A 22,244-nucleotide genomic window follows, 5' to 3' on the forward strand; every position below is an offset into this window, starting at 1 on the left:
TCCGTCCGCGTTGCCAGAGCCATGGCACAGGACGTTAGGGCCCCCGAGCCCCATCGGTCCAAGACATGGTACGGCTCGTTTCGATAGGCGATGCCTATGCTGGGCGCATGCAGTTCCAGCAGCTCCAGTACTTCGTCGCCGTCGCCGAGACCCGGCACTTCACCCGGGCCGCCGACCTGGTCCATGTCGCCCAGCCGTCGCTGTCCCAGCAGATCAAGGCGCTGGAGCGGGAGCTGGGCGCGGACCTGTTCCAGCGGGCCCGCGGCAACATCACGCTGACCGACGCCGGGGAGGCGCTGCTGCCGCTGGCCCGGCGCATCCTCGCCGACGCGGAGACCGCGCGGCACGAGGTGCAGGAACTGGCGCAGTTGCGCAGCGGCCGGGTGCGCCTGGGCGCCACGCCGAGCCTGTGCACCGGGCTGCTGCCGGACGTGCTGCGCGCCTTCCACGACCGGTACCCGGGGATCCGGCTGCTGATCGAGGAGGGCGGCAGCCACGACCTGGTACGGGAGCTGGCCCGGGGCGCGCTCGACCTCGCGCTGGTGGTGCTGCCGCTGCCGACGCCGTCACCGGCGCTGACCACGGTGACGCTGCTGCGGGAGGACCTGGTGGTGGTCTCCTCACCGGAGGAGCCGCGGCCCGGCGGGGGGCGGCGGACGGTCCGGATCGCCGACCTGGAGGGCGAACGGCTGGTGATGTTCCGGCACGGGTACGACCTGCGGGAACTGACCGTCGCCGCGTGCCGCGCGGAGGGCTTCGAGCCGGCCTTCGCGGTGGAGGGCGGCGAGATGGACGCGGTGCTCGGCTTCGTCCGGGCGGGGCTGGGCGTCGCGGTGGTCCCGCGCATGGTCGCGGCCCGCTCGGGGCGGGGGCTGCGGGTCACGCCGCTGGCCCGCCCGGGCCTGCACCGGACCATCGCCCTGGCCCACCGCAGCGATGTGGCTCCGCCTCGGGCGGCACGGGAGCTGCAGCGGATGCTGCTGGAACGGTGACCCTTCCGGCGCCGGGTGCGGTGACGCCGGTAAGGGGCGCGGGGAACTGCGCGACCGGCCGAGACGGGCCCGCAGCCGACGTCGGACGTGCGGGTTTCGTCGTGGCTGGTCGCGCAGTTCCCCGCGCCCCTTGGGGGCGTCAGTCACCCCGTCGCGTCCGCCAGCGCGAGGTCGTGGAGGTGTTCCGGAGGACCCGGGCGGGCGTAGTACCAGCCCTGGGCCGTGTCGCAGCCCAGGACGCGGAGCTGGTCGGCCTGGGCGCCGGTCTCCACGCCCTCGACGGTGACCGAGAGGTCGAGGCTGTGGGCGAGGGAGACGATCCCCTCGACGATCTTGAGGTCGACGGGGTCGGCGGGGAACCGCTGCATGCTCTGGGTGAAGGAGCGGTCCAGCTTCAGGACGCTCACCGGCAGCCGGCGCAGGTTGGCCAGGTTGGAGTAGCCGGTGCCGAAGTCGTCCAGGGCGATGTCGACGCCCATCTCGGCCAGTTGCCGCAGCGGCTTGAGCAGGCCGTCGTCCGCGCCGATCAGCGCCGACTCGGTCACCTCCAGGCAGAGCGCGTCGGGCGCCACGCCGGTCCGCTCCAGGATCTCGACGGTGTCCTGGACCAGACCCGGGTGGGTGAGCTGGCACGGCGAGAGGTTGACGTTGATGCGCAGCGGGTCCGCGGCGCCGCCGTCGCCGTCGCCGTACCGCTCCCGCCAGGCGCGGGCCTGGCGTACCGACTGCTCCAGCACCCAGCGGCCCAGCGGCACGATCAGGCCGGTGTGCTCGGCGAGCGGGATGAACCGGTCCGGGCCGAGGACCCCGTGCTGCGGGTGCAGCCAGCGCACCAGCGCCTCGGCGCCGCGCACCCCGCCGTCGCCGAGGTGGACCAGCGGCTGGTACTCGATGAAGAACTCGCCGCGCTCCAGTGCCGCCGGCAGCGCGGTGGTCAGGCCGTGCCGGGTGATGACCCGGGCGTCGGCCTCCGGGTCGGCCAGTTCGTAGCGGTTGCCGCCCGCCGACTTCGCCCGGTACATGGTGATGTCGGCGCTGCGCAGCACCTCCGCCGCGCTGCGCTCCCCCGCCGGGCCCTCGACCACGCCGATGCTGCCGCGCACGGTCAGCTCCCGGCCGTCGATGCTGATCGGGGCGAGCAGGGCGTTCATGATGCGGCCGGCCAGTTCGTCCACCTCGTGCCCGGTGTCCGGGCCGGTGGTCAGCGCCACGAACTCGTCGCCGCCGAGCCGGGCCACCATCTCGCCGGGCGCGGTGGCGCAGGACTGGAGCCGGTCGGCGACCTCGACGAGCAGCCGGTCGCCGGCCGCGTGGCCCAGGCTGTCGTTGACGGTCTTGAAGCCGTCGAGGTCGAGGTAGCACAGGCCGAAGCGGCGGCCCTCCCCGGCGTTCAGGGCCTTCTCCAGGCGTTCGAAGAAGAAGCTCCGGTTGGGCAGGCCGGTGAGCGCGTCGTGGGTGGCCTCGTAGCGCAGCCGCAGGTTGAGCAGCCGCCGCTCGGTGGTGTCCTCCATCAGGGCGAGCTGGTACTGCGGGCTGCCGTCGGCGTCCCGCAGCAGGGAGACGGTGAGGTTGGTCCACAGCACGGTGCCGTCGGGCCGGTAGAACGCCTTCTCCAGGTGGTAGTGCTCGCGCTCGCCGCGCACGAGTTCCTCGTAGAGCCGCCAGGTCTGCGGGGCGTCGTCGGGGTGGGTCCACTCCAGGACGTTGCGGCCGCGCAGCGCCTGGTCGGTGAGGCCGAACATGCGGGTCAGCGCCTGGTTGACCTGGAGAACGGTGCCGTCCAGGCCGGCGATGCCGATGCCTATGGCGGCACCCTCGAAGACGGCGCGGAAGCGGGCCTCGGAGGCGTGCAGCGCCTCGGCGACCACGCCCTGCGCCCGGAGCGCGGCCTGCGCGATGGCCTCCTGCTCGGCCAGGGTCCGGGCCCGCAGCGCGGCGGCGAACCCGGCCGCCATGGCGTGCTGCATCCGGGCCGAGCGGGCCCGCAGCGCCTCCTGGTCGCCGTCCTGCCCGCAGTACAGGACCAGGTAGGCGTCGACGCAGTCCAGGGTCCGGCTGAGCGCCTCGGGGTCGGTGCAGTGCGCGTCGACCAGGGCGGCGCCGAGCGCCTTGGCCTCCTCGGCGTCGAACGCGCGGGCCCGCAGCACCTCGCTCAACCGCCTGGCCAGCGGCAGCAGTTCGGCCTCGAACTCGGGTCTGGTCGCCGCGGTCGTGGTGACCGGGAACACCGCCCGGCTCCAGATCGTCGCGAACCGGCGGAGTCTGTCCTCCGGTCCGTCCGGTACCGCCGTCACGCCGTACGCCCCACGCCCGCGTAACCCGAGAACGCGTACGGGTCCTCGTCCTCCGGCGCCGCCTCGGGCCGCCAGCGCGGCATCGGCACCAGCCCGGGTTCCACCATGTCGTACCCCTCGAAGAACCGCGCGATCTCCTCGCGCGAGCGCATGATCAGCGGATTGCGGATGTCCTGGTACACGTCGACCGCGCGCCCGGCCCGCTCGGGCGGCAGCGGCATTCCCTCGTACGAGGCATGGGTGAGGACGAGGAGGCTGCCGGGCGCGAGCGCGCCGCTCAGCTCGGCCACCGCCCCGTACGGGTCGTCCGCATCTTCCACGAAGTGCAGTATGGCAACGAGGAGCAGGGCCACCGGCCGATTCAGGTCGATCAGCCGCTCCACCTGGGGCGCGGCGAGGATCTCGCGGGGCTTGAGCAGGTCGGCGGCGACCACGTCGGTGTTCTCGTCGCCCGCCAGCACCGACTGGCTGTGCGCGACCGCGACCGGGTCGTGGTCGACGTAGACCACGCGGGCCCCGGGCCGGGCGGCCCCCGCGACCTCGTGGACGTTGCCGAAGGTGGGGATGCCGGAGCCGATGTCCAGGAACTGGTCGATGCCCTCGGCGGCGGCGAAGCGCACGGCGCGGCGCAGGAACGCCCGGTTCGCCCGCGCGATCCTCGGCAGCCCCGGCACGAACTCCATGGCCCTGCGGGCGGCTTCCCGGTCGACCTCGAAGTTGTGCGAGCCGCCCAGGTAGAAGTCGTAGATCCGGGACACGCTGGGCACCGTGATGTCGATGTTCCGCGGGGCCCAGGCGGGACGCTCCATCTGGCTCTCCAAGGCTGAAGGCGATCCGGTGTTCGAGCAGAGGCTACTGATCGTCCGCCAACAGGGCGAGCCGAACCGGAAATTGACCATCCGTTCCCGGTCACTGCCCGCGGCACGTGCCGCACGAAAAGCACGGGAAACTCCGGAAACACGGGAAGCTCCGGAAACTCCGGAAACACGGGGGAACACGGAAAAGGGGCCGCTCCCTCCGTCCGGAGGCGGAGGGAACGGCCCGGGGGCCGGTGCGCCGGGGCGGGCCCGGGGAGGGCTACTTCTTCTTCGGCGCGCCGACCGGCTTCCCGTCGGGCGCGACGGCGTACCAGGTGCCGCCGACGCCCTGACCGTTGGTGTCGCCGGGCTGCTTGTCGCCGGCGAAGGTGTAGACCGGCCAGCAGTCGATGGTCTGCTGGGCGGTGCCGTCGGGCCGGGTGAAGCTCATCAGGCCCTTCTTCTCGATTCCCTTGGTGTCGTCGGCCCGCACCGGGGCCACGACCGGCCACTTGTCCAGGCAGTCGCCGGTGCAGGCGGAGACGGGTTTCGGCCAGGCCGTGTCCTTCAGGAAGCGGTAGACGGTCATGCCGTCGCGGTCGACGACGATCTCGCCGAGTTCGGGGTCGTTCCGGGTGGCCAGGCCGGGCCGCTCGGCGCCCGCCTTCTTGCCGTCGGCGGCCAGCGCGTACCACTTGCCGCCGACGCCCTGGCCCTTGACGTCGCCGGCCCGGGTGTCCTTGGCGTAGCGGTACGCCGGCCAGCCGCCGATGGTCAGTTGCCTGGTGCCGTCGGCGCGGGTGACCTCGCCGAGCAGCTTCTCGTCGATGCCCTCGCCGGCGAGGGCGTCGTCCGCGGCGACCGGTGGCCAGGCGGTGGCGCAGTCGGCCTCGCAGGTCGCCTCGGAGGGGTCGGCGGTGTCCGCGTCGAACCGGTAGAGGGTGCGGCCGGCGCCGTCGGTGACCAGCTCGCCGATCTTCGGGTCGGTGGACACGGACAGCTTGCCCGCGGGAGCGGGCGCGCTCGCCGACTGCCGGGCGTCGGCGCCCAGGCCCTTGCCCGCGCCGGCGCCGATCGCGCCGGCGTCGCCGGGCGCGGCCGTGGCGCCCACGTTCTGGCTGCCGCTGCCGGTGGTGCCGCTGTCCTGACCGCACGCCGTCGTCAGCACCAGCACCGCCGCGGCGCTCGCCACGAGTGAGGCGTTCCGCCACGAGGTCTTCATCGTCGACTCCCCTGCCTGGGACGGGTATCGCGGCGCTCCGTCGGGCCGCCGCACGGCATGGGGTACGGACGCGGGTGAGGGTTGTGTTCAACGGGACGGGGGATTTCCCGGGCCGTGCTCCCGGTGCCCGTGCGGGGCCCGTCCGGCGCCCGTGCGAGGCCCGTCCGGCGACCGTCCGGCGCGGAAGTGTACGGGAGTTCGGGGACGCCGGTAGCCCGCTGTCCCTCCTTCGGAGTAATCGGCGGCGACGGGGGCACGGTCCGGCCCGGCAGGCTTCATGCTCTGCTCGTGCATGGACCCGAATCGACCCGATCCGCCTCTGCCGGACGGGCGTTGGCGCTGGTGACGCTGGTGTTCGCGTTCGCCGGCGCACCGGCCGGCCTCGCGGAGGCGGACGCCTGCGCGTACGTGTCGGCCGGCCCGGGCGGCATCAGCGCCACGGCGGTCGCCGGGAGCGGCACCTGGCCGACCTGGCCGCCCTGCCCGCCGCCTCCGCCGCCACCGCCGTGTCCCAAGCCGCCCCCGCCGAAGCCGACCCCGCCGCCACCCAGCCCCACACCCACTCCGACGCCGACGCCAACGCCGACACCCACTCCGACGCCCACGCCTACCCCGACGCCGACACCCACACCGACGCCCACCCCGACCCCGACGCCCCCCGCGTCGACGCCGCCCGCCCGGCCCACGTCCGAGCCACCGGCGGCCCGGCCGCCCGCCCCGTCGGAGACCGCCACGCCGACCCCGACCCCGACGCCCCCGTCCCGGACCCCGGCACCGGAGCCGACGACGGCAAGTCCCACGCCCCGGCCGTCCGTGACGCCGGTGCACTACCCGCGCCACCGCGCCGCCCAGCCCCGTTCACGTGCCCCGCAGGGCGCGACCTCGCCGCTGGTCTTCGTCCTGCTCATCACGGTCCCCGCGCTGGTCGCCGTCGTCGCGCTGCGTCCCCGCTGATCCCTGGAGGCACCCCTTGCCGGAATGGCTTGTTCTCACCCTCGCGATGCTGGCCGCCTGTGCCGTCGTGGTCGTCATCACCCTCGTCCGCCACCGCCGGGCCGCTGAGGACGAGGACACCACGGAGACCCCGGACGTCATCGAGTACATGACGATGTGGATCGGCGTCATCTACGCCATCGTGCTGGGCCTGGCGATCGCCGGGGTCTGGGAGGCCCGCAGCGCCGCCCAGGACCACGTGCAGACGGAGGCGGTCGCGCTGCACGAGATCACCGAGCGGGTCCGGGTCTACCCGCCCGAGGTCCGTGACCGGATTCGGGACGATGTCAATGCCTATGTCGGACACGTCGTCACCACCGAGTGGAAGGCGATGTCCGAGAAGGGCGAGGTCACCGAGCGCGGCACCGAACTCTTCGAGCGCATCCGCGTCGACGTCACCGACTACCGGCCCGCCGACGACTTCGAGGCCCAGGCGTACCAGCCGCTGGTGGACCAGGTGACCGCCGCCGACCAGGCGCGCCTGAACCGGGCGGACTCGACGGGGGCCACCATGCCGGGCGTGGTGTGGTTCGGGCTGATCATCGGGGCCGTCGTCACCATCGGCATGGTCTTCGCCCTGCAGATCCGGCGCACGCCGCGGGAGCTGGTGCTCGCCGGGGTGTTCTCCGCGCTGATCGCCTTCATGCTCTTCCTGATCTGGGACTTCGACGCGCCGTACAGCAGGGGCCTGTCGGCGTCGACGGACCCGTTCCTCAGCCTCTTCCCGGGCGTCAAGGGGTGAGCCCGCCAGGGGGCGGCACGCCGGTGCCGTCCCCTGACCGGCCCACCGCCTTGCCCCATTCGCGCGACTGCGATCGCGCCGCCCGGCGCGCCTTCCTAGCGTTTCGGGCAGCGAGGTGCATGTCCGGCATGAGCGGAACAGGTCCGCCGCTGCTCCTCGGGACCCGGAGGTTCCACCATGCGCATGCGCGCGATACCCGTCGCCGCGGCCGCACTGCTGGGCGCCTGCGCCCTCACGTCCTGCGTGCCCGCCGCCGGCGCGGTCGGCCAGGGCGACATCACGCCGTTCGGTTTCCGTGTCGTGCCGGCCACCGTGCCGCCGGGCGGCGAGGTCACCTTGCGGGTGGACCGCGCCGACGGGACCTGCAAGGGCCCGGCGACGGTCTCCGCACCGGTCTTCGACACGGTCACCATCCCGCGCGGGCGGTCGACGGCGAAGGCGGTGGTCGACCCGGACGTCGAACCGGGGGGCGTCTACCAGGTGTCGTTCACCTGTGACGGCGCCAGCGGCACCACGAGTCTGACCATCGCGGGCCACTCGCCGACTCCGCCCCCCAGCCCCTCGGTCCCCGCGCCCAGCCACCCGGGCCACCACCGGCCCCCGCCCCCCGGGCACCCGCAGCAACCCGAACACCCGCAGCAGCCGGAGCACCCGGAGCATCCGCGGAAGGGCGTGCACGCCGGTGAGGGCGGCACGTTCGCGGACCTCGACCCCGGGAGGATCGGGCTCGGCGCGGTGCTGATCGCCGGGGCGCTGGGAGCGGCGTACCACCTCTCGCGGCGGCGCGGCGGCGAGGACGGCGCCTGACGCACGTACCCGCACAGGGCTTCGCCCCGGGTCCCGTTGAGGGGTCCGGGGCGAAGCCCTGTCGGCGTGCGGTCCCGCGGCGGGCGCCCGGCCCGGGACCGCGGTCAGGCGCGTCGTTCGGCCCGGCGGCGCATCCAGAACAGGCCGCCGCCCGCGACCGCCGCCGCCACCAGCCCGCCGCCGATCGCGATGTCGGTCGGCGTGGCGCCGCTGGAGCTGCTGCCGCCGATGCCGCCGTGCACCCCGCCGATGACGGTGAAGGCGGCCGGGCGGGTCAGCGTGCGGCCCGAGCAGTTGACGGTGATGTCGTACGAGCCGGGGCGGGCGTTGCTGTTGATGGTGGCGATGCCCTTGGAGGTCTCGTTGGCGCCCCGGACCGGTGTCAGCGGGGTCGTGGGGAAGGCCCGTGAGGTCATCGTGCCGCCGTGCGGGCAGCCGTCGACCGTGACGGTCAACTGGCCGCCCCGGGCGATCACGCTGGGCAGGGCGACGATGTTGCTCGGCGTGTCCCAGGCGGCGGCGGTGGGGGCGGCCGGCCCGAGGACAGCGACGGCGGCGCCTGCGGCCGCCAGGGCACGAGAGATACGCATGTGATCCTCCGCGGAAGACGCCCCGGGTCCCGTCCCCGGTGGATCGGCGAGAAAGCGCCTCCCTGGAAAGACCCTCAGTTGCGGTGGCGGGGGCCGCATGTCGGCGCTGGTCCGTCCTGGTGAGCGCGTGTCCCGCGGCGGCGCCCGGGAGCCGATATCGCCGCAGGTCACGGTCGGTCGGAAAGGTTGCGGCAAGCGCGCCTCGGATGGCGCACCCGGCGGGCGGGGCCACCCGTTCGCATCCGCCCCGTCGCCGGTCGGCCACGCGGCACTTAGCGTGCTGCGTAGGCGCGAACGACAGGGCGACGGCCCTGTCGAGAGGGGATGGCGAATGTCTGCGTCCGAGCTGGCCGAAGAGGAGGAGCGGCGCGGGAAGCGCGCTCCCTGGGGCGTCATAGCGCTGGTTCTGCTGACCGGCCTGGCGCTCATCCGCAACGGCTCGGGGGAATTCGACGTGGGCCCGCCCCAGCCGGCCTCGGCCGCCGCCTCGGACACCCGGCGGGCCGGGACCGGCCCGGTCGTCGAGGCCGTCCGGCCGCTGCCGTACGCGGTGCCGGCCCGGGTGCGGATCGAGGCGATCCAGGTGGACGCGCCGGTGATGCCGGTCGGTCTGGACGCGGACGGCTGGGTGGGGGCGCCGCCGCCGGAGGACCCGAACCTGGCGGGCTGGTTCAGCGGCGCGGTGTCGCCCGGGGAGAAGGGCACCGCGGTCGTGGTCGGGCACGTCGACAACAAGCAGGGCCCGGCCGTCTTCTACGGCCTCGGGGCACTCAAGAAGGGCAACAGCGTCGAGGTCGCCCGCGAGGACGGGAAGACCGCGGTGTTCGAGGTGTACGGCGTCGAGGTCTTCGCCAAGGACGACTTCCCCGGCGACCGGGTGTACGGCTCGAAGGGCGCCCCCGAACTGCGGGTCATCACCTGCGGCGGCGGATTCTCCAAGCAGAACGGCTACGCGGGGAACGTCGTCGCCTTCGCCCGCCTGACCGGGGTCCGCTGAGCGCAGCCCCCGGCCGGGCGGCCCGCGAGCGGCTCACGCAGGTCCCCGCCGGGGCACGGTGAGGTGGTAGCCGGAGTCCAGCAGCCCGGGCAGATAGGAGCGCAGGGCGCGCACGCTCTGCGAACGGTCGCCCCCGGCGTCGTGCGAGAGCACCACGACGCCGGGGGCGGCGCCGTCCTCGACCCGGTCGACGATGGTCCGGGTGCCCGGCTCGGTCCAGTCCAGGGTGTCGACGGTCCAGGCGAGCGGCTCCATGCCGAGTTCGGCGCCGAGCTGGAACGCGGCCCGGTTCCACGCCCCGTACGGCGCCCGGAACCAGCGGGGCGGCTCCCCGTAGGCGCGGTCGACGATCTCGCTGGTGCGTTCCATCTCGCGGCGGATGCGGCGCCGGCCGAGGCGGGTGAGCAGGGGGTGGGACCAGGTGTGGTTGCCGACCACGTGCCCCTCGTCGGCCATCCGGGCCAGCAGGTCCCGGTTGTTCTCGGCCATCTCCCCGCACACGAAGAACATGGCGCGGACGTCGTAGCGGGCGAGGGTGTCGAGGATGCCGGGGGTGTAGCGGGGGTCGGGTCCGTCGTCGAAGGTCAGCACCATGGTGCGGCCGGGTGCGGGGACGTGCAGCAGCGGCTCGCGGCGTACCGGGGTGCGGGCGGGCGCGGCGCCCGGGGGGCCGTATCCGGTCAGGGGCCGGAGCCGGTAGGCGGAGGGCTGGACGGCGCGGTGCGGCCGGGGGCCGGGGGCGGGGGGCCGGACCGGCTCGCGTGCCGGGACCGTCCCCAGCGCGACGGCGGTGCCGGCCGCCCCCACGGCGGCGGCGCCGGCGAGCAGGGCGCGGCGCCGCGTGAGCAACTGATCCTTCGTCATGACTCATCAGTCGCCCGGTGGCGGCCCGACCCACCAGTACGGCACCGGGGCGGCGGCACGATTACACCCGCCCGGCCCAGCAGCGGGGTCCCGGCGGTCCGGGGGCGGCGGCCCGCAGGCGTTCCGATAGCCTCCCTGACGTGACGGAACAGCAGCACTCCTCTCAGTTCGAACGCGGCACCGACGGGCCGAAGGTGATCGTGGTCGGCGTGGACGGCTCCGCCTCCTCGCTGCGCGCCGCGGCCTACGCGGGCGGTCTGGCCCGGCGGCAGGGGGCGCTGCTGGCCCTGGTGTACGTGCAGCCGGTGATGGCGGCGGGGGCGGCGCTGGGGGCGCCGGTGGCGGAGACCACCGACGAGATCGCCGAGGAGCTGGTGGCGCAGATCCGGGAGGCGGCCGAGCGGGCCAAGGGGATATTCGAGGTGCGCTGGGAGTTCCACACCTTCCGCGGGGACCCCTACAACGGGCTGGTGCGGGCGGCCGATGAGCTGACGGCGGACGCCGTGGTGGTGGGCGCCTCGGAGCAGGCCGGGCACCGGCTCGTCGGGTCGGTGGCGGTGCGGCTGGTGAAGACGGGGCGCTGGCCGGTCACGGTGGTGCCGTAGGGCGGGTCCGGGGGCGCCCGTGCGCTACTGCCCCATCAGCAGGCCGTCCTGGGCGGCGCCGCGGGCGAGGACCACGTCCCGGATGCGGTCGCGCACGGCGCGCAGGTCGGCGCCGGCGGCGATCGCGCGGTTGAGGTTCACCACCCGGCCGGCGTCGACGTCGAAGAGGTGCGGGACGAACTCGGCCCGGGTGACCTGCCAGCGTCCGCCGGGCCGGGCGGGCGGGGAGAAGGTGAAGCGGCCCAGCGTGGACTGGTTGCCGCGCGGGTCGCGCAGCCCCTGGTCGTTGATCATCTCGCTGGCGATCTGGTCGCCCATCCCGTAGACCACCCAGGTGCCGTTGACCTTCTCGTACGCCTGCGGGACATGGGCGTGGGTGCCGATGATCAGGTCGATGTCGGGGCGGCCGGCGGTGCGGGCGGCGGTGAGGGAGGCGGCCAGGGCGGTCTGCTGTTCGTCGGGGGCGTCCTGCCACTCGGTGCCCCAGTGCAGGGAGACCACGACCACGTCGGCGCCGGCCGCGCGGGCGGCCCGGGCGTCGGCGAGGACGCGCGGCTCGTCGGTGATGTTCACCGCCCACGGCCGGTCCTCGGGCGGGTCGGCGGAGTTGACGCCGTAGGTGTAGGCGAGGTGGGCGACCCGGGCGCCCTGGGCGCGCAGCACGGTGACGGTGCGGGCCTCCTCCTCGGTGCGCGCGGTTCCGGCGTGCCGCAGGCCGGCCCGGTCCAGGGCGTCCAGGGTGCGGCGGATGCCGTCGGTGCCGTCGTCGAGGCTGTGGTTGGAGGCGGTGGAGCAGCCGTCGTAGCCGGTGGCGGCGAGGCCGGCGGCGACCTCGGGCGGGGACTTGAACAGGGGGTAGCCGGAGTAGTCGCCGTCGGCGCCGTAGACGGTCTCCATGTGGCACAGGGCGAGGTCGGCGCGGGCGACGACGGGGGCGGCGCCGGCCAGCATGGGGCGGAAGTCGTGGCCGGCGCCGCCGCCGTCGAAGCGGGCCCGTTCGATGATGGAGGCGTGCGGGAGCACATCGCCGGAGGCGACCAGGGTGAAGGCGCCGGTCGCGGTGCGGGAGGGGGCCGGGCGGCCGGGCGGCGGCTCCTCGCCGCGGGCCTGGCAGGCGGCGCCCGCGGCGAGGACGACGGTCAGGGCCAGGGCCGCCTGCCGACTGCGTGTGATCATCCGTTCACCCCGATGTGGTCCAACAGCATGATTAGTCGCATTTACCCACAAACAGGTAAGGGTGCGTCAGGCGTCCCACGCGGCTGCGACACGCGCATTGGTCCGTCCGGTACCGCCGCAGGGGGTCCGCGACCGTTCGTCGGACCGTTCGCCGACGCGATCGACCGTCCGTCGCACGCCCGTGCGCGCACCCTGTCCCCGACCGGTCCCCTGCGATGCCATACGGCCATGACGGCCGGAACCACCCTCCCCGAACGGACGACCGCCGAGCACGAGCTGGCCGCGCTCCAGCGTGAGCACGGCAGGCCGCTGTTCGCACTGCTGCTGCGGCTGTGCGACGGCGACCGGCAGCGCGCCGAGGACCTCGTGCAGGAGACCCTCGTACGCGCCTGGCAACACCCCGAGGCGCTCCGCGCGGACGGCTTCGACTCCGTACGGCCCTGGCTGCTCACCGTGGCCCGGCGGCTGGCGATCGACGCGCGCCGGGCCCGGCAGGCACGCCCCGCCGAGGTCGGCGACGCGGTCCTGGAGCACGCCCCGGTCTGCGCCGACCACGCCGAGCGGGCCGCCGCCGCGCTCGATGTGCGCGAGGCTGTGAAGACTCTCACGCCCGAGCACCGCGACGTCCTGGTGCTCGTGTACTTCCGGGGGGCCAGTGTGGCGGAGGCCGCCGCGGCGCTCGGCATCCCGCCCGGTACCGTGAAGTCCCGTGCGTACTACGCGTTGCGCGCCCTGCGCAGAGTGTTGCCGGGATACGCCGCCGACCTGCGCTGAAACCGACGGCTCGGTCAAGCCTCCGTAAAGCGCCTTGCCGTGGACCCCCGTCGGGTAATCGGCTGTCCTCATCCGTGTTCCGGACGGGGTCCTCGGCAGGGCCCGGGGTGGGGCGAGGCGCACGCACCGGAGGAAGGCAGGAAGGGATGCTGGACAGAGGTCGAGAGGGCACGGACGGCGGCGGCGCCGGGGGACTGACCGTGCCGATGGCGTGGCTGTACGCCGAGTACATCGCCGACGAGCTGCTGCGCAGCGGCGACCTGATGCCGCCGACGTCCTTCGAGTTCCGGGCCGGCCGGGACGCGCTGGCCCTGACCGTCTTCCTGTCCGACACCGGCGGCGAGCTGTGCGGCGTCGAGGTCGTCTCCCGGCTGGAGACCTGGCTCTCCCTGACCGCCTACGACCAGCCCTGGCAGGAGTGGGTGCGCGAGAAGCTGGCCGAGACCTCCGCCGGCGGCGCCGGCCGGTCCGCCGCCGACCTGGAGCTGGCCCGCGCGGCCTGGCGGTGGCTGCGGGAGACCGAGCTGCTCGCCCCGGACCTCAACGCGGTGCCGGGCGGGGCCGGCGGCGAGGACGAGGGGCCCAAGGTGTGGACCCCGGCCTGGCAGTTGGGCCTGCCGCTCGGCCACCTCGCCATCCACCTGTTCTAGGGCTCCGCCCGGCGGGCGCTGCCCTCCCCCGGCCGCCGGGCCGCGCCCCGTCCGTGGGGCCGTTCCGCGTCCACGGGGGCCGCTCCCGGTCCACGGGGGTCGTTCCGCGTCCGGCTTGAGTGTTTCGGCCGTCCGCCGCGTACGGGTGGGAGCGGCGGTGGTCCCCCGCGCACCCGACGGCACGAGGATGCGGCATGAGGTCCCTGGAGAGGCATCGCGACGCGGGCGCCTACGCGCTCGGTGTGCTCGGCGCGGCGGACGCGTTCCGCTTCGAGGACCACCTCATGGAGTGCCCCCGCTGCACCGTCGCGGTGACCGAGTTCGCGCCCACGGCCCGGCAGTTGCTGCTCTACCGGCGCGCGACACCGCGCTTCGCGCACCCGCCGGCCGCGCCCGGCGCCGGTCTGCTGGACCGGCTGGTGTCCGAGGTGGCGGCCCGCCGCCGGACCGCCCGCCGGGGGTTCCGGTACGCCGTGGCCGCCGCGGTCGTCTGCGCCGTCACCGCCCCCGCGGCGGCGCTGGTCGCGGCGGGCGGCGAGGAGCCGGTGCGGGTCACCGCGACGGACGCCCGGTCGGGGGTGTGGGCGCAGGTCACGGCGGTGGACGAGCCCTGGGGCAGCGGGGTGGCGGTACGGGTCCGGGACGCTGCGGGGCCGCGCGCCTGCCGCCTGGTCGCCGTCGGCCGCGACGGCTCCGAGGAGACGGTGGCGACCTGGCGGGTGCCCCGGCACGGCGCCCGGCCCGCCGAGGTGCGCGGCGGCGCCGCCCTGCACCCGGACCAGATCGCCCGTTACGAGGTGCGCACCTCCGCCGGACAACGCCTGGTCGCCCTCCCCGCGGGCTGAGCGGCCGGGCTCACTTCAGCAGCCGGGACAGCCGCCGGTCGGCCAGCGGTCTGCCGCCGGTCTGGCAGGTCGGGCAGTACTGGAGCGAGGAGTCGCTGAAGGAGACCTCGCGGACGGTGTCGCCGCACACCGGGCAGGGCTCGCCGGTGCGGCCGTGCACCCGCAGGCCGCCCTTCTTCTCGGCCTTCAGCTTCCCGGCCGCCACGCCCCGGGAGCGCTCGACGGCCTCGGTGAGCGTGGCCCGCAGGGCCGCGTAGAGGGCGCCGGTCTCCTCGGGGGTGAGCGAGGCGGCCAGCTTGAAGGGGGACATCCGGGCGGCGTGCAGGATCTCGTCGCTGTAGGCGTTGCCGATGCCCGCGATCAGGCCCTGGTCGCGCAGGGCGCCCTTGAGCTGCCGCCGCTCGCCGCCGAGGAGGGCGGCGAACCGGGCCTCGTCGAAGTCGTCGGCGAGCGGGTCCGGGCCGAGCCGGGCCACCCCCGGCACCTCGCGCGGGTCCGTCACGACGTACACGGCGAGCCGTTTCTGCGTGCCCGCCTCGGTCAGGTCGAACCCGGCGCCGGTGGCGAGCGCCACGCGCAGGGCGAGGGGGCCCTTGCCGGGGCGGGGGACGCCGTCGGGCAGGCGGTCCTTCCACTGCAGCCAGCCCGCGCGGGCCAGGTGGGTCACCAGGCGGGGACCGCCGTCGGTCTCCACGTCGAGGAACTTGCCGTGCCGGTGCACGGCGGCGACGGTCCGGCCCTCCAGGGCGGCGGGCGGGGGGTCGTAGGTCTTCAGGACGCTGATCGCCACCGGCAGCACCCGGACGATCTCCTGGCCGGTGAGGTGCTCGGTCAGGAACTCCCGGAGCGCCTCGACCTCGGGCAGTTCTGGCATACGTCCAGGGTGCCACCCGGCGGCGCGACCGCACGGCGGGCCTCAGCCGTCCCGGCCCGGGGCGAACTCCGACCACACGCACTTGCCGCCGCCCCGGGCCTCCACGCCCCAGGCGTCGGCCAGCGCCTCGACCAGCAGCAGACCGCGCCCGGAGACCCCGCGGTCGCCCGCGTCCCGGCGGCGGGGCAGGGCGCTGGAGGAGTCCTCGACCTCGACCCGGAGCCGTCCGGGGCCGGTGAGGGCCCGGGCGGTGACGACGGCGGAGCCCTCGGTGTGCATCAGCGCGTTGGTGATCAGCTCGTCGGCGACCAGCTCGATCTCGTCGCCCCGGTCCCCGGCGCCCCAGGCGCGCGCCGCGGTGCGGACCATGCGCCGGGCCTCGGTGAGCGCCTCGGGGTCACCGGGCGCCACGTGCTGCCGGAGCCGGCCGCCGGTCCGCGCGGCCTCCGGGGCGCGGCGGCGCAGCAGGAGCAGTGCCACGTCGTCGTCGCCGCCGCGCCGCCCGGCGGAGTCGATGAGCAGGTCGGCGAGGTCCCGCACGTCCTCGGGGCCGGCGGTGACGGCCGCGGCCAGGGCGCGGGTGCCCTCGCCGAGGTCCGTGCCGGGCCGTTCCACCAGGCCGTCGGTGCACAGCAGCAGCGTGCAGCCGGGGTCCAGTTCCAGGGTGCCGACCGGGTAGGCCAGGCAGCCGAACTCGGCGGACAGGCCCAGCGGCAGCCCGCCCTCCACGGAGACCCGGCGGCAGGCGCCGTCGCCGTGCCGTACCAGCGGGTCGATGTGCCCGGCGCGCACCACCTGGACCACTCCGGTGGCGAGGTCGGCCTCGGCGTACAGGCAGGTCGCGAAGCGGTCGGTGTCGAGTTCGTGGAGGAAGGCGGAGGCGCGGGCCATGACGGTGGCCGGGGGGTGGCCCTCGGCGGCGTAGGCGCGCAGCACGATCCGCAACTGGCCCATCACGGCGGCGGCGTGCGTGTCGTGGCCTTGCACGTCGCCGATGACCGCGCCGACCCGGCTGCCGGGCAGCGGGATCAGGTCGTACCAGTCGCCGCCGATGCCGCGGCCGGCGGTGCCGCCGGCCCCGGCGGCGCGGTAGCGCACCGCGACGTCGCACCCCGGCACGCTGGGGATGGTGCGCGGCAGCATGGCCTGCTGGAGGCCGGCGGCGAGGTCCATCTCGCGTTCGTAGAGCACGGCCCGCTGCAGGCTCTGGGCAATGGCGCTGCCGAGGGCGACCAGGACGTCGCGGTCCTCGGGGGAGAAGCCGCGCCGGTCGCTGTAGAGCAGGCCCATCGCGCCGATCGGGCGGGCCTGCGCGATCAGCGGGAGGTAGGCGGCGGAGGTGATGCGCAGCCCGGCCAGGTGCGGCCAGAGCACGGGGTAGCGCTCGGCGAACTCCTCCGGCGACTCGATGAAGCGGGGGCTGAGGGTGCGCACCGCCTCGCTCATCGGGTAGGGCTCGTCGATCCGGGTGACGCGGGTGCCGGGGACGAAGCTGTTCTCGGGGCCGTCGGCGACCAGCCGGATGTGGCCGGCCTCGACCAGGCCCATGACGAGGCTGGTGGCGCCCAGCCGGGTGAGGCCGTCGGTGTCCCGCAGCACGTCGATCACGTCGTCGACGGTGCGGGCGTGCGCCAGGGCGGCGGTGGCGGTGCGCACCACGTCGGTCCGGCGGCGGCGGGCCGCGTGCCGGGCGGCCCGGTCGCGGCGCTCCTCGATCTCGCCGAGCTCCGCGGTGGCGTCCCGGACGATGCCGACGATCCGGTACGGGCGGCCGGTGGCGTCCCGCCGGATGTAGCCCTGGGTGTGGGTCCAGCGCAGGCTGCCGTCGCGGCGGCGCAGCCGGAAGTAGGTGCCGTAGTTCTCGCTGCCGTCCTTGATGGCCCGGGCGACGAGCGCGTCCAGGTGGCTGCCCTCGGCGCGCGGGACGCGGGCCGCGAGGGACTCGGCGCGGCCGTCGTACTCCTCGGGGCGCAGGTCGAACACCTCGTGGGCCTGGGCGTCCATGTGGAACAGGCCCTGGTCCAGGTCCCAGTCGAAGCTGCCCATGCGGTTGAGCGCCAGGATGGGGTCCGGGTGGGCGGGCCGGTCGTCCGGAAGTGGCCGGGCGCTCGCTCCCCGATCCGTCATGAGCCCCACCTTGCCAGTGTTTGTCCGAATCTTCGACCCGTTCGGCCGACCGGAGGGGAGGGTAATCGTCAACCGGTACAAAACGAACAAGGGAGTACCCGGCCGTGGAGTGGTTCACCGCACCCGACTACTGGCTGAGCAGGCTGGTCCTCCAGAAGGCGCTGGCCGCCGTGTACCTGGTGGCCTTCCTGACGGCCGCCCTCCAGTTCCGTCCGCTGATCGGTGAGCGGGGGATGCTGCCGGTGCCCCGGTTCGTGGCCCGGGTGCCGTTCCGGCGGGCGCCGAGCCTGTTCCAGTGGCGGTACTCCGACCGGCTCTTCGCGCTCTGCGCCTGGGCGGGCTGCGCGGTGGCGGTGGCGCTGCTGGCGGGCGTGGACGGGCTGGTGCCGCTGTGGGCGGCGATGCTGCTGTGGCTGGTGCCGTGGGCGCTGTACCTGTCGATCGTCAATGTCGGGCAGACCTGGTACGGGTTCGGCTGGGAGTCGCTGCTGCTGGAGACCGGGTTCCTCGCCGTGTTCCTGGGCAACGACGAGGTGGCGCCGCCGGTCGTGGTGCTGTTCCTGCTGCGCTGGCTGCTGTTCCGCGTCGAGTTCGGGGCGGGGCTGATCAAGATGCGCGGCGACGAGTGCTGGCGGAAGCTGACCTGTCTGGAACACCACCACGAGACCCAGCCGATGCCGGGCCCGCTGAGCTGGTTCTTCCACCATCTGCCCCGGCCGCTGCACCGCGCGGAGGCCGCCGCCAACCACGTCACCCAGCTCGTGGTGCCGTTCCTGCTGTTCACCCCGCAGCCCGTGGCCTCGGCCGCCGCCGCGCTGATGATCGTCACCCAACTGTGGCTGGTGCTGTCGGGCAACTTCTCCTGGCTGAACTGGATCACCATCGTGCTGGCCTGCTCGGCGCTGCGGTTCCCCGCCGACCCGCCGGCCACGGGGGCCGCGCCGCTCTGGTACGAGGTGGTGGTGCTGGCGGTCTCCGCGCTGCTGCTGGGGCTGAGCTACCGGCCGGTCGCCAACATGCTCTCCCGGCGCCAGGTGATGAACCGCTCCTTCGACCCGCTGCACCTGGTCAACACCTACGGCGCGTTCGGCAGCGTCAGCCGGGTCCGTCACGAGGTGGTGATCGAGGGCACCGCCGACGAGGTGCCCCGCGAGGACGGGGACTGGCGGGAGTACGAGTTCAAGGGCAAGCCCGGCGATCCGCGGCGCTGGCCGCGCCAGTTCGCGCCGTACCACCTGCGGCTGGACTGGATGCTGTGGTTCGCCGCGCTGTCGCCGGCCTACGCCGGGTCGTGGTTCGGGACGCTGGTGGAGCGGCTGCTGGAGAACGACCGGGACACGCTGAGGCTGCTGCGCCGCTCCCCGTTCCCGCCGGACGCGCCGCCCCGGCACATCCGCGCCCGCCTGTTCCGCTACCGGTACACGAGCTGGCGGGAGCTGCGGGAGACGGGCGCCTGCTGGGAGCGGGAGTACGTGCGGGAGTACCTGCCGCCGACCCGGCTGGCGGGGCCGGTTCAGGGGCCGTAGCCGCGGGTGGCGGTGGCGCCGAGGACGCCCGCCGCCCGGGCCTCGGGGGCGAGGTGGGCGTCGGCGGTCATCGCGGCTCCGAGGCGTCCCCGGACAGCGGCCCCGTCTCCCCCGGCTCGGAGGCGTCGGCGGGCAGCGGCCCCGTCTCCCGCGGCTCGGAGGCGTCCCCGGGCAGCGGCCCCGTCTCCCCCGGCTCGGAGGCGTCGGCGGGCGGCGGAGCGGTCTCCCGCGGCTCGGAGGCGTCGGCGGGCGGCGGAACGGCCTCCCGCGGCTCCGGCGCGTCCGCGGGCAGCAGGCCGGTTCCCTTCAGTTCCCGCCAGAACGCGGCGGGCACCGGTGCCGCGAACCGGTCGGTGCCGTCGTGCACCTCGGCCGCCGAGCGGGCGCCGAGCAGGACGCAGCCGACGGCCGGGTGCGCGGCGGCGAAGGCGAGGGCGGCGCCGCGCAGCGTGGTGCCGTGCCGTTCGGCGGCCTCCTTCAGGCGCAGGGCGCGCTCCAGCAGGTCGGCGGGCGCGGCCCGGTAGTCGTACCGGGCGCCGGGCGCGGGGTCGGCCAGCAGGCCGGAGTTGAAGACGCCGCCGACGACGACCGTGGTGCCGCGGTCCCGCGCGGCGGGCAGCAGGTCGGTCAGCGCGCTCTGGTCGAGGAGGGTGAAGCGGCCGGCGCAGAGCACCACGTCGACGTCGGTGTCGCGGACGAACCGGGTCAGCATGGCGGTCTGGTTCATGCCGGCGCCGATCGCCCCGACGACGCCCTCGGCGCGCAACCGCTCCAGCGCCGGATAGCCCTCGTTGAACGCCTGTTCGGCGTGGTCGTCGGGGTCGTGCAGGTAGACCACGTCGACCCGGTCCAGGCCGAGCCGCTCCAGGGAGGACTCCAGGGTGCGGCGCACCCCGTCGGCGCTGAAGTCCCACACCCGGCGGTGGCGGGCGGGCACGGCGAATCCGTGGGCGAGGTCGTCGCCCCCGTCCTCGGCCGGCTCCAGCCTGCGGCCGACCTTCGTGGAGACCGTGCAGGCGTCGCGGGGGTAGGCGCGCAGGGCCCGGCCCAGGCGGCGTTCGGCGAGGCCGAGGCCGTAGTGCGGGGCGGTGTCGAAGTAGCGCAGGCCGCGCTGCCAGGCGGCGGCGACGGTGGCGTGGGCGGCCTCCTCGCCGTCGTCGGTGTAGAGGCCGCCGAGGGGGGCGGTGCCCAGACCGAGGGCGGTGACCTCGACGCCGCTGCGGCCGAGCCGCACGCGGTTCACCGCTGCCCCCGGCCGGGGCGCAGGCCCTGCATGCCGCCGTCGACGGCGAGGGAGGTGCCGGTGGTGGCGCCGGAGAGCGGGCTGGCCAGGTAGGCGACGGCGCCCGCGACCTCGGCGGCGGTGACCAGGCGTCCGGTGGGCTGGCGGGCCGCCAGGGCGGCGCGTTCGGCGGCCGGGTCGTCGGCGGCGGCCAGCAGTCTGCCGACCCACGGGGTGTCGACGGTGCCGGGGTTGACGCAGGTGACGCGGATGCCGTCGGGGAGGTGGTCGGCGGCCAGGGCGAGGGTGAGGGAGAGCACCGCGCCCTTGGTGGCGCTGTAGAGGGCCCGGCGGGGCAGGCCGGCGGTGGCGGCGACGGAGCAGGTGTTGACGATCGCGGCGTGCCCGGAGGCCCGCAGGTGCGGCAGGCAGGCCCGGGTGGTGCGGACCATGCCGACGACATTGACGTCGTACACCCGGTGCCACTCGTCGTCGTCGTGGTCCTCGACGGTGCCCTGGGCGCCGATGCCCGCGTTGTTGACCAGGACGTCCAGACCGCCCAGGGCGGCGACGGCGGCGGCGACCGCCGTGCGCACCGAGGTGTCGTCGGTGACGTCGGCGCGGTGGGCGAGCAGCGGGGCGGCGACGGTGGAGCAGTCGAGGTCGAGGACGGCGACGGCGGCGCCGCGCTCGGCGAGCAGTTCGGCGGTGGCCCGGCCGATCCCGGAGGCCCCGCCGGTCACCAGGGCTTTCAGCCCGGCGAAGTCGTTCATGCCGTTCGTCCTCCGGTCGGGTCGAGGTCCGCGGCCCAGAAGGTGCCGCCGGGGTAGGTGTAGCGGGCCACGGACTCGGGTCTGAGGGCCGCCGAGAAGCCCGGGGCGGTGGGGGCCGCGTAGCGCCCGGCACGGATCACCACCGGGTCGAGGAAGTGGTCGTGGAGGTGGTCGACGTACTCGATGGCGCGGTCCTCGGTGGTGCCGGCCAGCGCCACGTAGTCGAACATGGCGAGGTGCTGGACGAGTTCGCACAGGCCGACCCCGCCGGCGTGCGGGCAGACCGGGACGCCGAACTCGGCGGCCAGCAGCAGGATGGCGAGGTTCTCGTTGACGCCGCCGACCCGGGCCGCGTCGAGCTGGACCACGTCGACGGCACCGGCCTGGAGCAACTGCTTGAACACGACCCGGTTGGCGGCGTGTTCGCCGGTGGCGACCTTCACCGGGGCGACGGCCCGGCGGATCGCGGCGTGGCCGAGGATGTCGTCGGGGCTGGTGGGTTCCTCGATCCAGTACGGCCCGAACTCGGCGAGCGCCCGGGTCCAGCGGACCGCCTCCGCCACCTCCCAGCGCTGGTTGGCGTCGATGGCCAGCTTCACGCCGGGGCCGATCGCGGCGCGGGCGGCCCGGCAGCGCCGGATGTCGTCCGCGAGGTCGGCGCCGACCTTCAGCTTGATCTGGGTGAACCCGTCGGCGACCGCCTCCCGGGCGAGCCGGGTGAGCTTGTCGTCGTCGTAGCCGAGCCAGCCCGGTGAGGTGGTGTACGCCGGGAAGCCGGTGGCGAGCAGGCGCGCGGCGCGCCCGTCGGCGCCGTCCCGTCCCCGGCGCAGCAGCTCCAGGGCCCGTTGCGGGGTGAGCGCGTCGGTGAGGTAGCGGAGGTCGGCCTGCCGCACCAGCCACTCGGGTTCGGCGTCGGCGAGCAGCTTCCACAGCGGTTTCCCGGCGCGTCGGGCGGCCAGGTCCCACACGGCGTTGACGACCGCGCCGACCGCCATGTGCAGCACGCCCTTCTCCGGTCCCAGCCAGCGCAGTTGGCTGTCGCCGGTGAGGTCCCGGTAGAGGGCGCCGGGGTCGGCGCAGAGCGCGGCGACGGACCGTCCGACCACGTGGTGGCCGAGCGCGTGGATCGCGGCGACCTGGACCTCGTTGCCCCGCCCGATGGTGAAGGCGAAGCCGTGCCCGTCGGCTCCCTGGGCCTCGTCGGTGCGCAGCACCACATAGGCGGCGGAGTAGTCGGGGTCCGGGTTCATCGCGTCGGAGCCGGCCAGCTCCCGTGAGGTGGGGAACCGGATGTCGTAGGTGTCGACGGCGGTGATACGGGCGTCGGTGTCGGGCACGCGGCTCCTCGGGGGACGGCGGCTGGGATGCGGCTCG

The 22,244-nt window shown here is 75.0% G+C and carries 20 protein-coding genes and 1 pseudogene; 10 read left to right on the top strand and 11 right to left on the bottom strand.

From position 1 onward, the window contains the following. Positions 1-107: 107 nt before the first annotated feature. Positions 108-992: a LysR family transcriptional regulator gene (locus tag IE316_RS27680; protein ID WP_190207227.1), complete on the top strand. Its 885-nt coding sequence runs from the start codon at positions 108-110 to the stop codon at positions 990-992. Positions 993-1,135: 143 nt separating this feature from the next. Here the strand turns inward: IE316_RS27680 and IE316_RS27685 are convergent, their stop codons facing one another. From IE316_RS27685 to IE316_RS27695, 3 genes are all read right to left on the bottom strand, one after another. Next, entirely contained in the window at positions 1,136-3,286 is a 2,151-nt protein-coding gene (locus IE316_RS27685; protein ID WP_190207228.1) for a putative bifunctional diguanylate cyclase/phosphodiesterase, read from the bottom strand. Then, a complete protein-coding gene (locus IE316_RS27690) occupies positions 3,283-4,095 on the bottom strand; it encodes an SAM-dependent methyltransferase (RefSeq protein WP_190207229.1) in 813 nt (270 codons plus the stop codon). Before IE316_RS27690 ends, IE316_RS27685 begins: the two co-directional genes overlap by 4 nt. Positions 4,096-4,363: 268 nt before the next feature. Continuing rightward, positions 4,364-5,305: an SCO0930 family lipoprotein gene (locus IE316_RS27695; RefSeq protein WP_190207230.1), complete on the bottom strand. Its 942-nt coding sequence runs from the start codon at positions 5,303-5,305 to the stop codon at positions 4,364-4,366. A gap of 822 nt (positions 5,306-6,127) precedes the next feature. Between IE316_RS27695 and IE316_RS36020 the strand changes: the two genes are divergently transcribed. The 3 genes from IE316_RS36020 (at position 6,128) to IE316_RS27705 (ending at position 7,847) form a co-directional block, all read left to right on the top strand. Beyond that, positions 6,128-6,259, top strand: a complete 132-nt coding sequence (locus IE316_RS36020) for a hypothetical protein (RefSeq protein WP_268257654.1) — start codon at positions 6,128-6,130, stop codon at positions 6,257-6,259. Positions 6,260-6,275: 16 nt separating this feature from the next. Then, complete coding sequence (locus IE316_RS27700; RefSeq protein WP_190207231.1) at positions 6,276-7,040, top strand: bestrophin-like domain; 765 nt, start codon at positions 6,276-6,278, stop codon at positions 7,038-7,040. Between the two features lie 183 nt (positions 7,041-7,223). Continuing rightward, positions 7,224-7,847 carry a hypothetical protein gene (locus IE316_RS27705; protein ID WP_190207232.1) on the top strand — a complete coding sequence of 208 codons (624 nt, stop codon included), beginning with the start codon at positions 7,224-7,226 and terminating at the stop codon, positions 7,845-7,847. A gap of 104 nt (positions 7,848-7,951) precedes the next feature. On the opposite strand, the gene IE316_RS27710 is transcribed toward IE316_RS27705, so the two are convergent. Then, positions 7,952-8,437, bottom strand: coding sequence for a hypothetical protein (locus IE316_RS27710; RefSeq protein ID WP_190207233.1), 486 nt, complete (start codon positions 8,435-8,437; stop codon positions 7,952-7,954). Between the two features lie 331 nt (positions 8,438-8,768). Here IE316_RS27710 and IE316_RS27715 point away from each other — a divergent pair, with 331 nt between their 5' ends. After that, positions 8,769-9,434 (top strand): class F sortase, encoded by a 666-nt coding sequence (locus IE316_RS27715; protein ID WP_190207234.1) that lies wholly within the window; start codon positions 8,769-8,771, stop codon positions 9,432-9,434. Between the two features lie 33 nt (positions 9,435-9,467). On the opposite strand, the gene IE316_RS27720 is transcribed toward IE316_RS27715, so the two are convergent. Further along, positions 9,468-10,298 (bottom strand): polysaccharide deacetylase family protein, encoded by an 831-nt coding sequence (locus IE316_RS27720; protein WP_190207235.1) that lies wholly within the window; start codon positions 10,296-10,298, stop codon positions 9,468-9,470. Positions 10,299-10,438: 140 nt separating this feature from the next. On the opposite strand from IE316_RS27720, the gene IE316_RS27725 reads away from it, so the two are divergent. After that, a complete protein-coding gene (locus IE316_RS27725) occupies positions 10,439-10,903 on the top strand; it encodes a universal stress protein (RefSeq protein ID WP_190207236.1) in 465 nt (154 codons plus the stop codon). A gap of 24 nt (positions 10,904-10,927) precedes the next feature. On the opposite strand, the gene IE316_RS27730 is transcribed toward IE316_RS27725, so the two are convergent. Continuing rightward, positions 10,928-12,079: a CapA family protein gene (locus IE316_RS27730; RefSeq protein WP_190207237.1), complete on the bottom strand. Its 1,152-nt coding sequence runs from the start codon at positions 12,077-12,079 to the stop codon at positions 10,928-10,930. Positions 12,080-12,307: 228 nt separating this feature from the next. Here IE316_RS27730 and IE316_RS27735 point away from each other — a divergent pair, with 228 nt between their 5' ends. The 3 genes from IE316_RS27735 to IE316_RS27745 all read left to right on the top strand — a co-directional run bounded on the left by IE316_RS27735 (position 12,308) and on the right by IE316_RS27745 (position 14,348). Further along, on the top strand, positions 12,308-12,853 hold the full coding sequence (locus IE316_RS27735; RefSeq protein ID WP_190207238.1) for a sigma-70 family RNA polymerase sigma factor: 546 nt from the start codon (positions 12,308-12,310) through the stop codon (positions 12,851-12,853). A gap of 146 nt (positions 12,854-12,999) precedes the next feature. Continuing rightward, positions 13,000-13,503, top strand: coding sequence for a hypothetical protein (locus IE316_RS27740; protein WP_190207239.1), 504 nt, complete (start codon positions 13,000-13,002; stop codon positions 13,501-13,503). 194 nt (positions 13,504-13,697) lie between these two features. Then, positions 13,698-14,348 carry a zf-HC2 domain-containing protein gene (locus tag IE316_RS27745; protein WP_190207240.1) on the top strand — a complete coding sequence of 217 codons (651 nt, stop codon included), beginning with the start codon at positions 13,698-13,700 and terminating at the stop codon, positions 14,346-14,348. Positions 14,349-14,358: 10 nt separating this feature from the next. Here the strand turns inward: IE316_RS27745 and IE316_RS27750 are convergent, their stop codons facing one another. Next, entirely contained in the window at positions 14,359-15,222 is an 864-nt protein-coding gene (locus IE316_RS27750) for an Fpg/Nei family DNA glycosylase (RefSeq protein WP_190207241.1), read from the bottom strand. A gap of 42 nt (positions 15,223-15,264) precedes the next feature. Further along, positions 15,265-17,349 (bottom strand): SpoIIE family protein phosphatase, encoded by a 2,085-nt coding sequence (locus IE316_RS27755; RefSeq protein WP_190207242.1) that lies wholly within the window; start codon positions 17,347-17,349, stop codon positions 15,265-15,267. Between the two features lie 104 nt (positions 17,350-17,453). Between IE316_RS27755 and IE316_RS27760 the strand changes: the two genes are divergently transcribed. After that, entirely contained in the window at positions 17,454-18,875 is a 1,422-nt protein-coding gene (locus IE316_RS27760) for a lipase maturation factor family protein (RefSeq protein WP_190207243.1), read from the top strand. 274 nt (positions 18,876-19,149) lie between these two features. Here the strand turns inward: IE316_RS27760 and IE316_RS27765 are convergent. The 3 genes and pseudogenes from IE316_RS27765 to IE316_RS27775 all read right to left on the bottom strand — a co-directional run. Continuing rightward, positions 19,150-20,118 (bottom strand): annotated as a pseudogene (locus IE316_RS27765) (aldo/keto reductase); the annotation flags it as partial. Next, positions 20,115-20,870, bottom strand: a complete 756-nt coding sequence (locus IE316_RS27770) for an SDR family NAD(P)-dependent oxidoreductase (protein WP_190207245.1) — start codon at positions 20,868-20,870, stop codon at positions 20,115-20,117. The pseudogene IE316_RS27765 and the gene IE316_RS27770, both read right to left, overlap by 4 nt. Next, positions 20,867-22,207, bottom strand: coding sequence for an enolase C-terminal domain-like protein (locus IE316_RS27775; protein WP_229910572.1), 1,341 nt, complete (start codon positions 22,205-22,207; stop codon positions 20,867-20,869). Before IE316_RS27775 ends, IE316_RS27770 begins: the two co-directional genes overlap by 4 nt. Between the last annotated feature and the right edge of the window lie 37 nt (positions 22,208-22,244).

It is taken from the genome of Streptomyces fumanus, assembly GCF_014655295.1.
GTDB classification, from domain to species: domain Bacteria; phylum Actinomycetota; class Actinomycetes; order Streptomycetales; family Streptomycetaceae; genus Streptomyces; species Streptomyces fumanus.

Bases quoted from the DNA above. Each gene is read 5' to 3' on its own strand.
- IE316_RS27680 (WP_190207227.1), top strand. From the start codon at position 108: ATGCAGTTCCAGCAGCTCCAGTACTTCGTCGCCGTCGCCGAGACCCGG.
- IE316_RS27690 (WP_190207229.1), bottom strand. From the start codon at position 4,095: ATGGAGCGTCCCGCCTGGGCCCCGCGGAACATCGACATCACGGTGCCC.
- IE316_RS27695 (WP_190207230.1), bottom strand. From the start codon at position 5,305: ATGAAGACCTCGTGGCGGAACGCCTCACTCGTGGCGAGCGCCGCGGCG.
- IE316_RS27705 (WP_190207232.1), top strand. From the start codon at position 7,224: ATGCGCGCGATACCCGTCGCCGCGGCCGCACTGCTGGGCGCCTGCGCC.
- IE316_RS27710 (WP_190207233.1), bottom strand. From the start codon at position 8,437: ATGCGTATCTCTCGTGCCCTGGCGGCCGCAGGCGCCGCCGTCGCTGTC.
- IE316_RS27715 (WP_190207234.1), top strand. From the start codon at position 8,769: ATGTCTGCGTCCGAGCTGGCCGAAGAGGAGGAGCGGCGCGGGAAGCGC.
- IE316_RS27720 (WP_190207235.1), bottom strand. From the start codon at position 10,298: ATGACGAAGGATCAGTTGCTCACGCGGCGCCGCGCCCTGCTCGCCGGC.
- IE316_RS27730 (WP_190207237.1), bottom strand. From the start codon at position 12,079: ATGATCACACGCAGTCGGCAGGCGGCCCTGGCCCTGACCGTCGTCCTC.
- IE316_RS27735 (WP_190207238.1), top strand. From the start codon at position 12,308: ATGACGGCCGGAACCACCCTCCCCGAACGGACGACCGCCGAGCACGAG.
- IE316_RS27740 (WP_190207239.1), top strand. From the start codon at position 13,000: ATGCTGGACAGAGGTCGAGAGGGCACGGACGGCGGCGGCGCCGGGGGA.
- IE316_RS27745 (WP_190207240.1), top strand. From the start codon at position 13,698: ATGAGGTCCCTGGAGAGGCATCGCGACGCGGGCGCCTACGCGCTCGGT.
- IE316_RS27750 (WP_190207241.1), bottom strand. From the start codon at position 15,222: ATGCCAGAACTGCCCGAGGTCGAGGCGCTCCGGGAGTTCCTGACCGAG.
- IE316_RS27755 (WP_190207242.1), bottom strand. From the start codon at position 17,349: ATGACGGATCGGGGAGCGAGCGCCCGGCCACTTCCGGACGACCGGCCC.
- IE316_RS27770 (WP_190207245.1), bottom strand. From the start codon at position 20,870: ATGAACGACTTCGCCGGGCTGAAAGCCCTGGTGACCGGCGGGGCCTCC.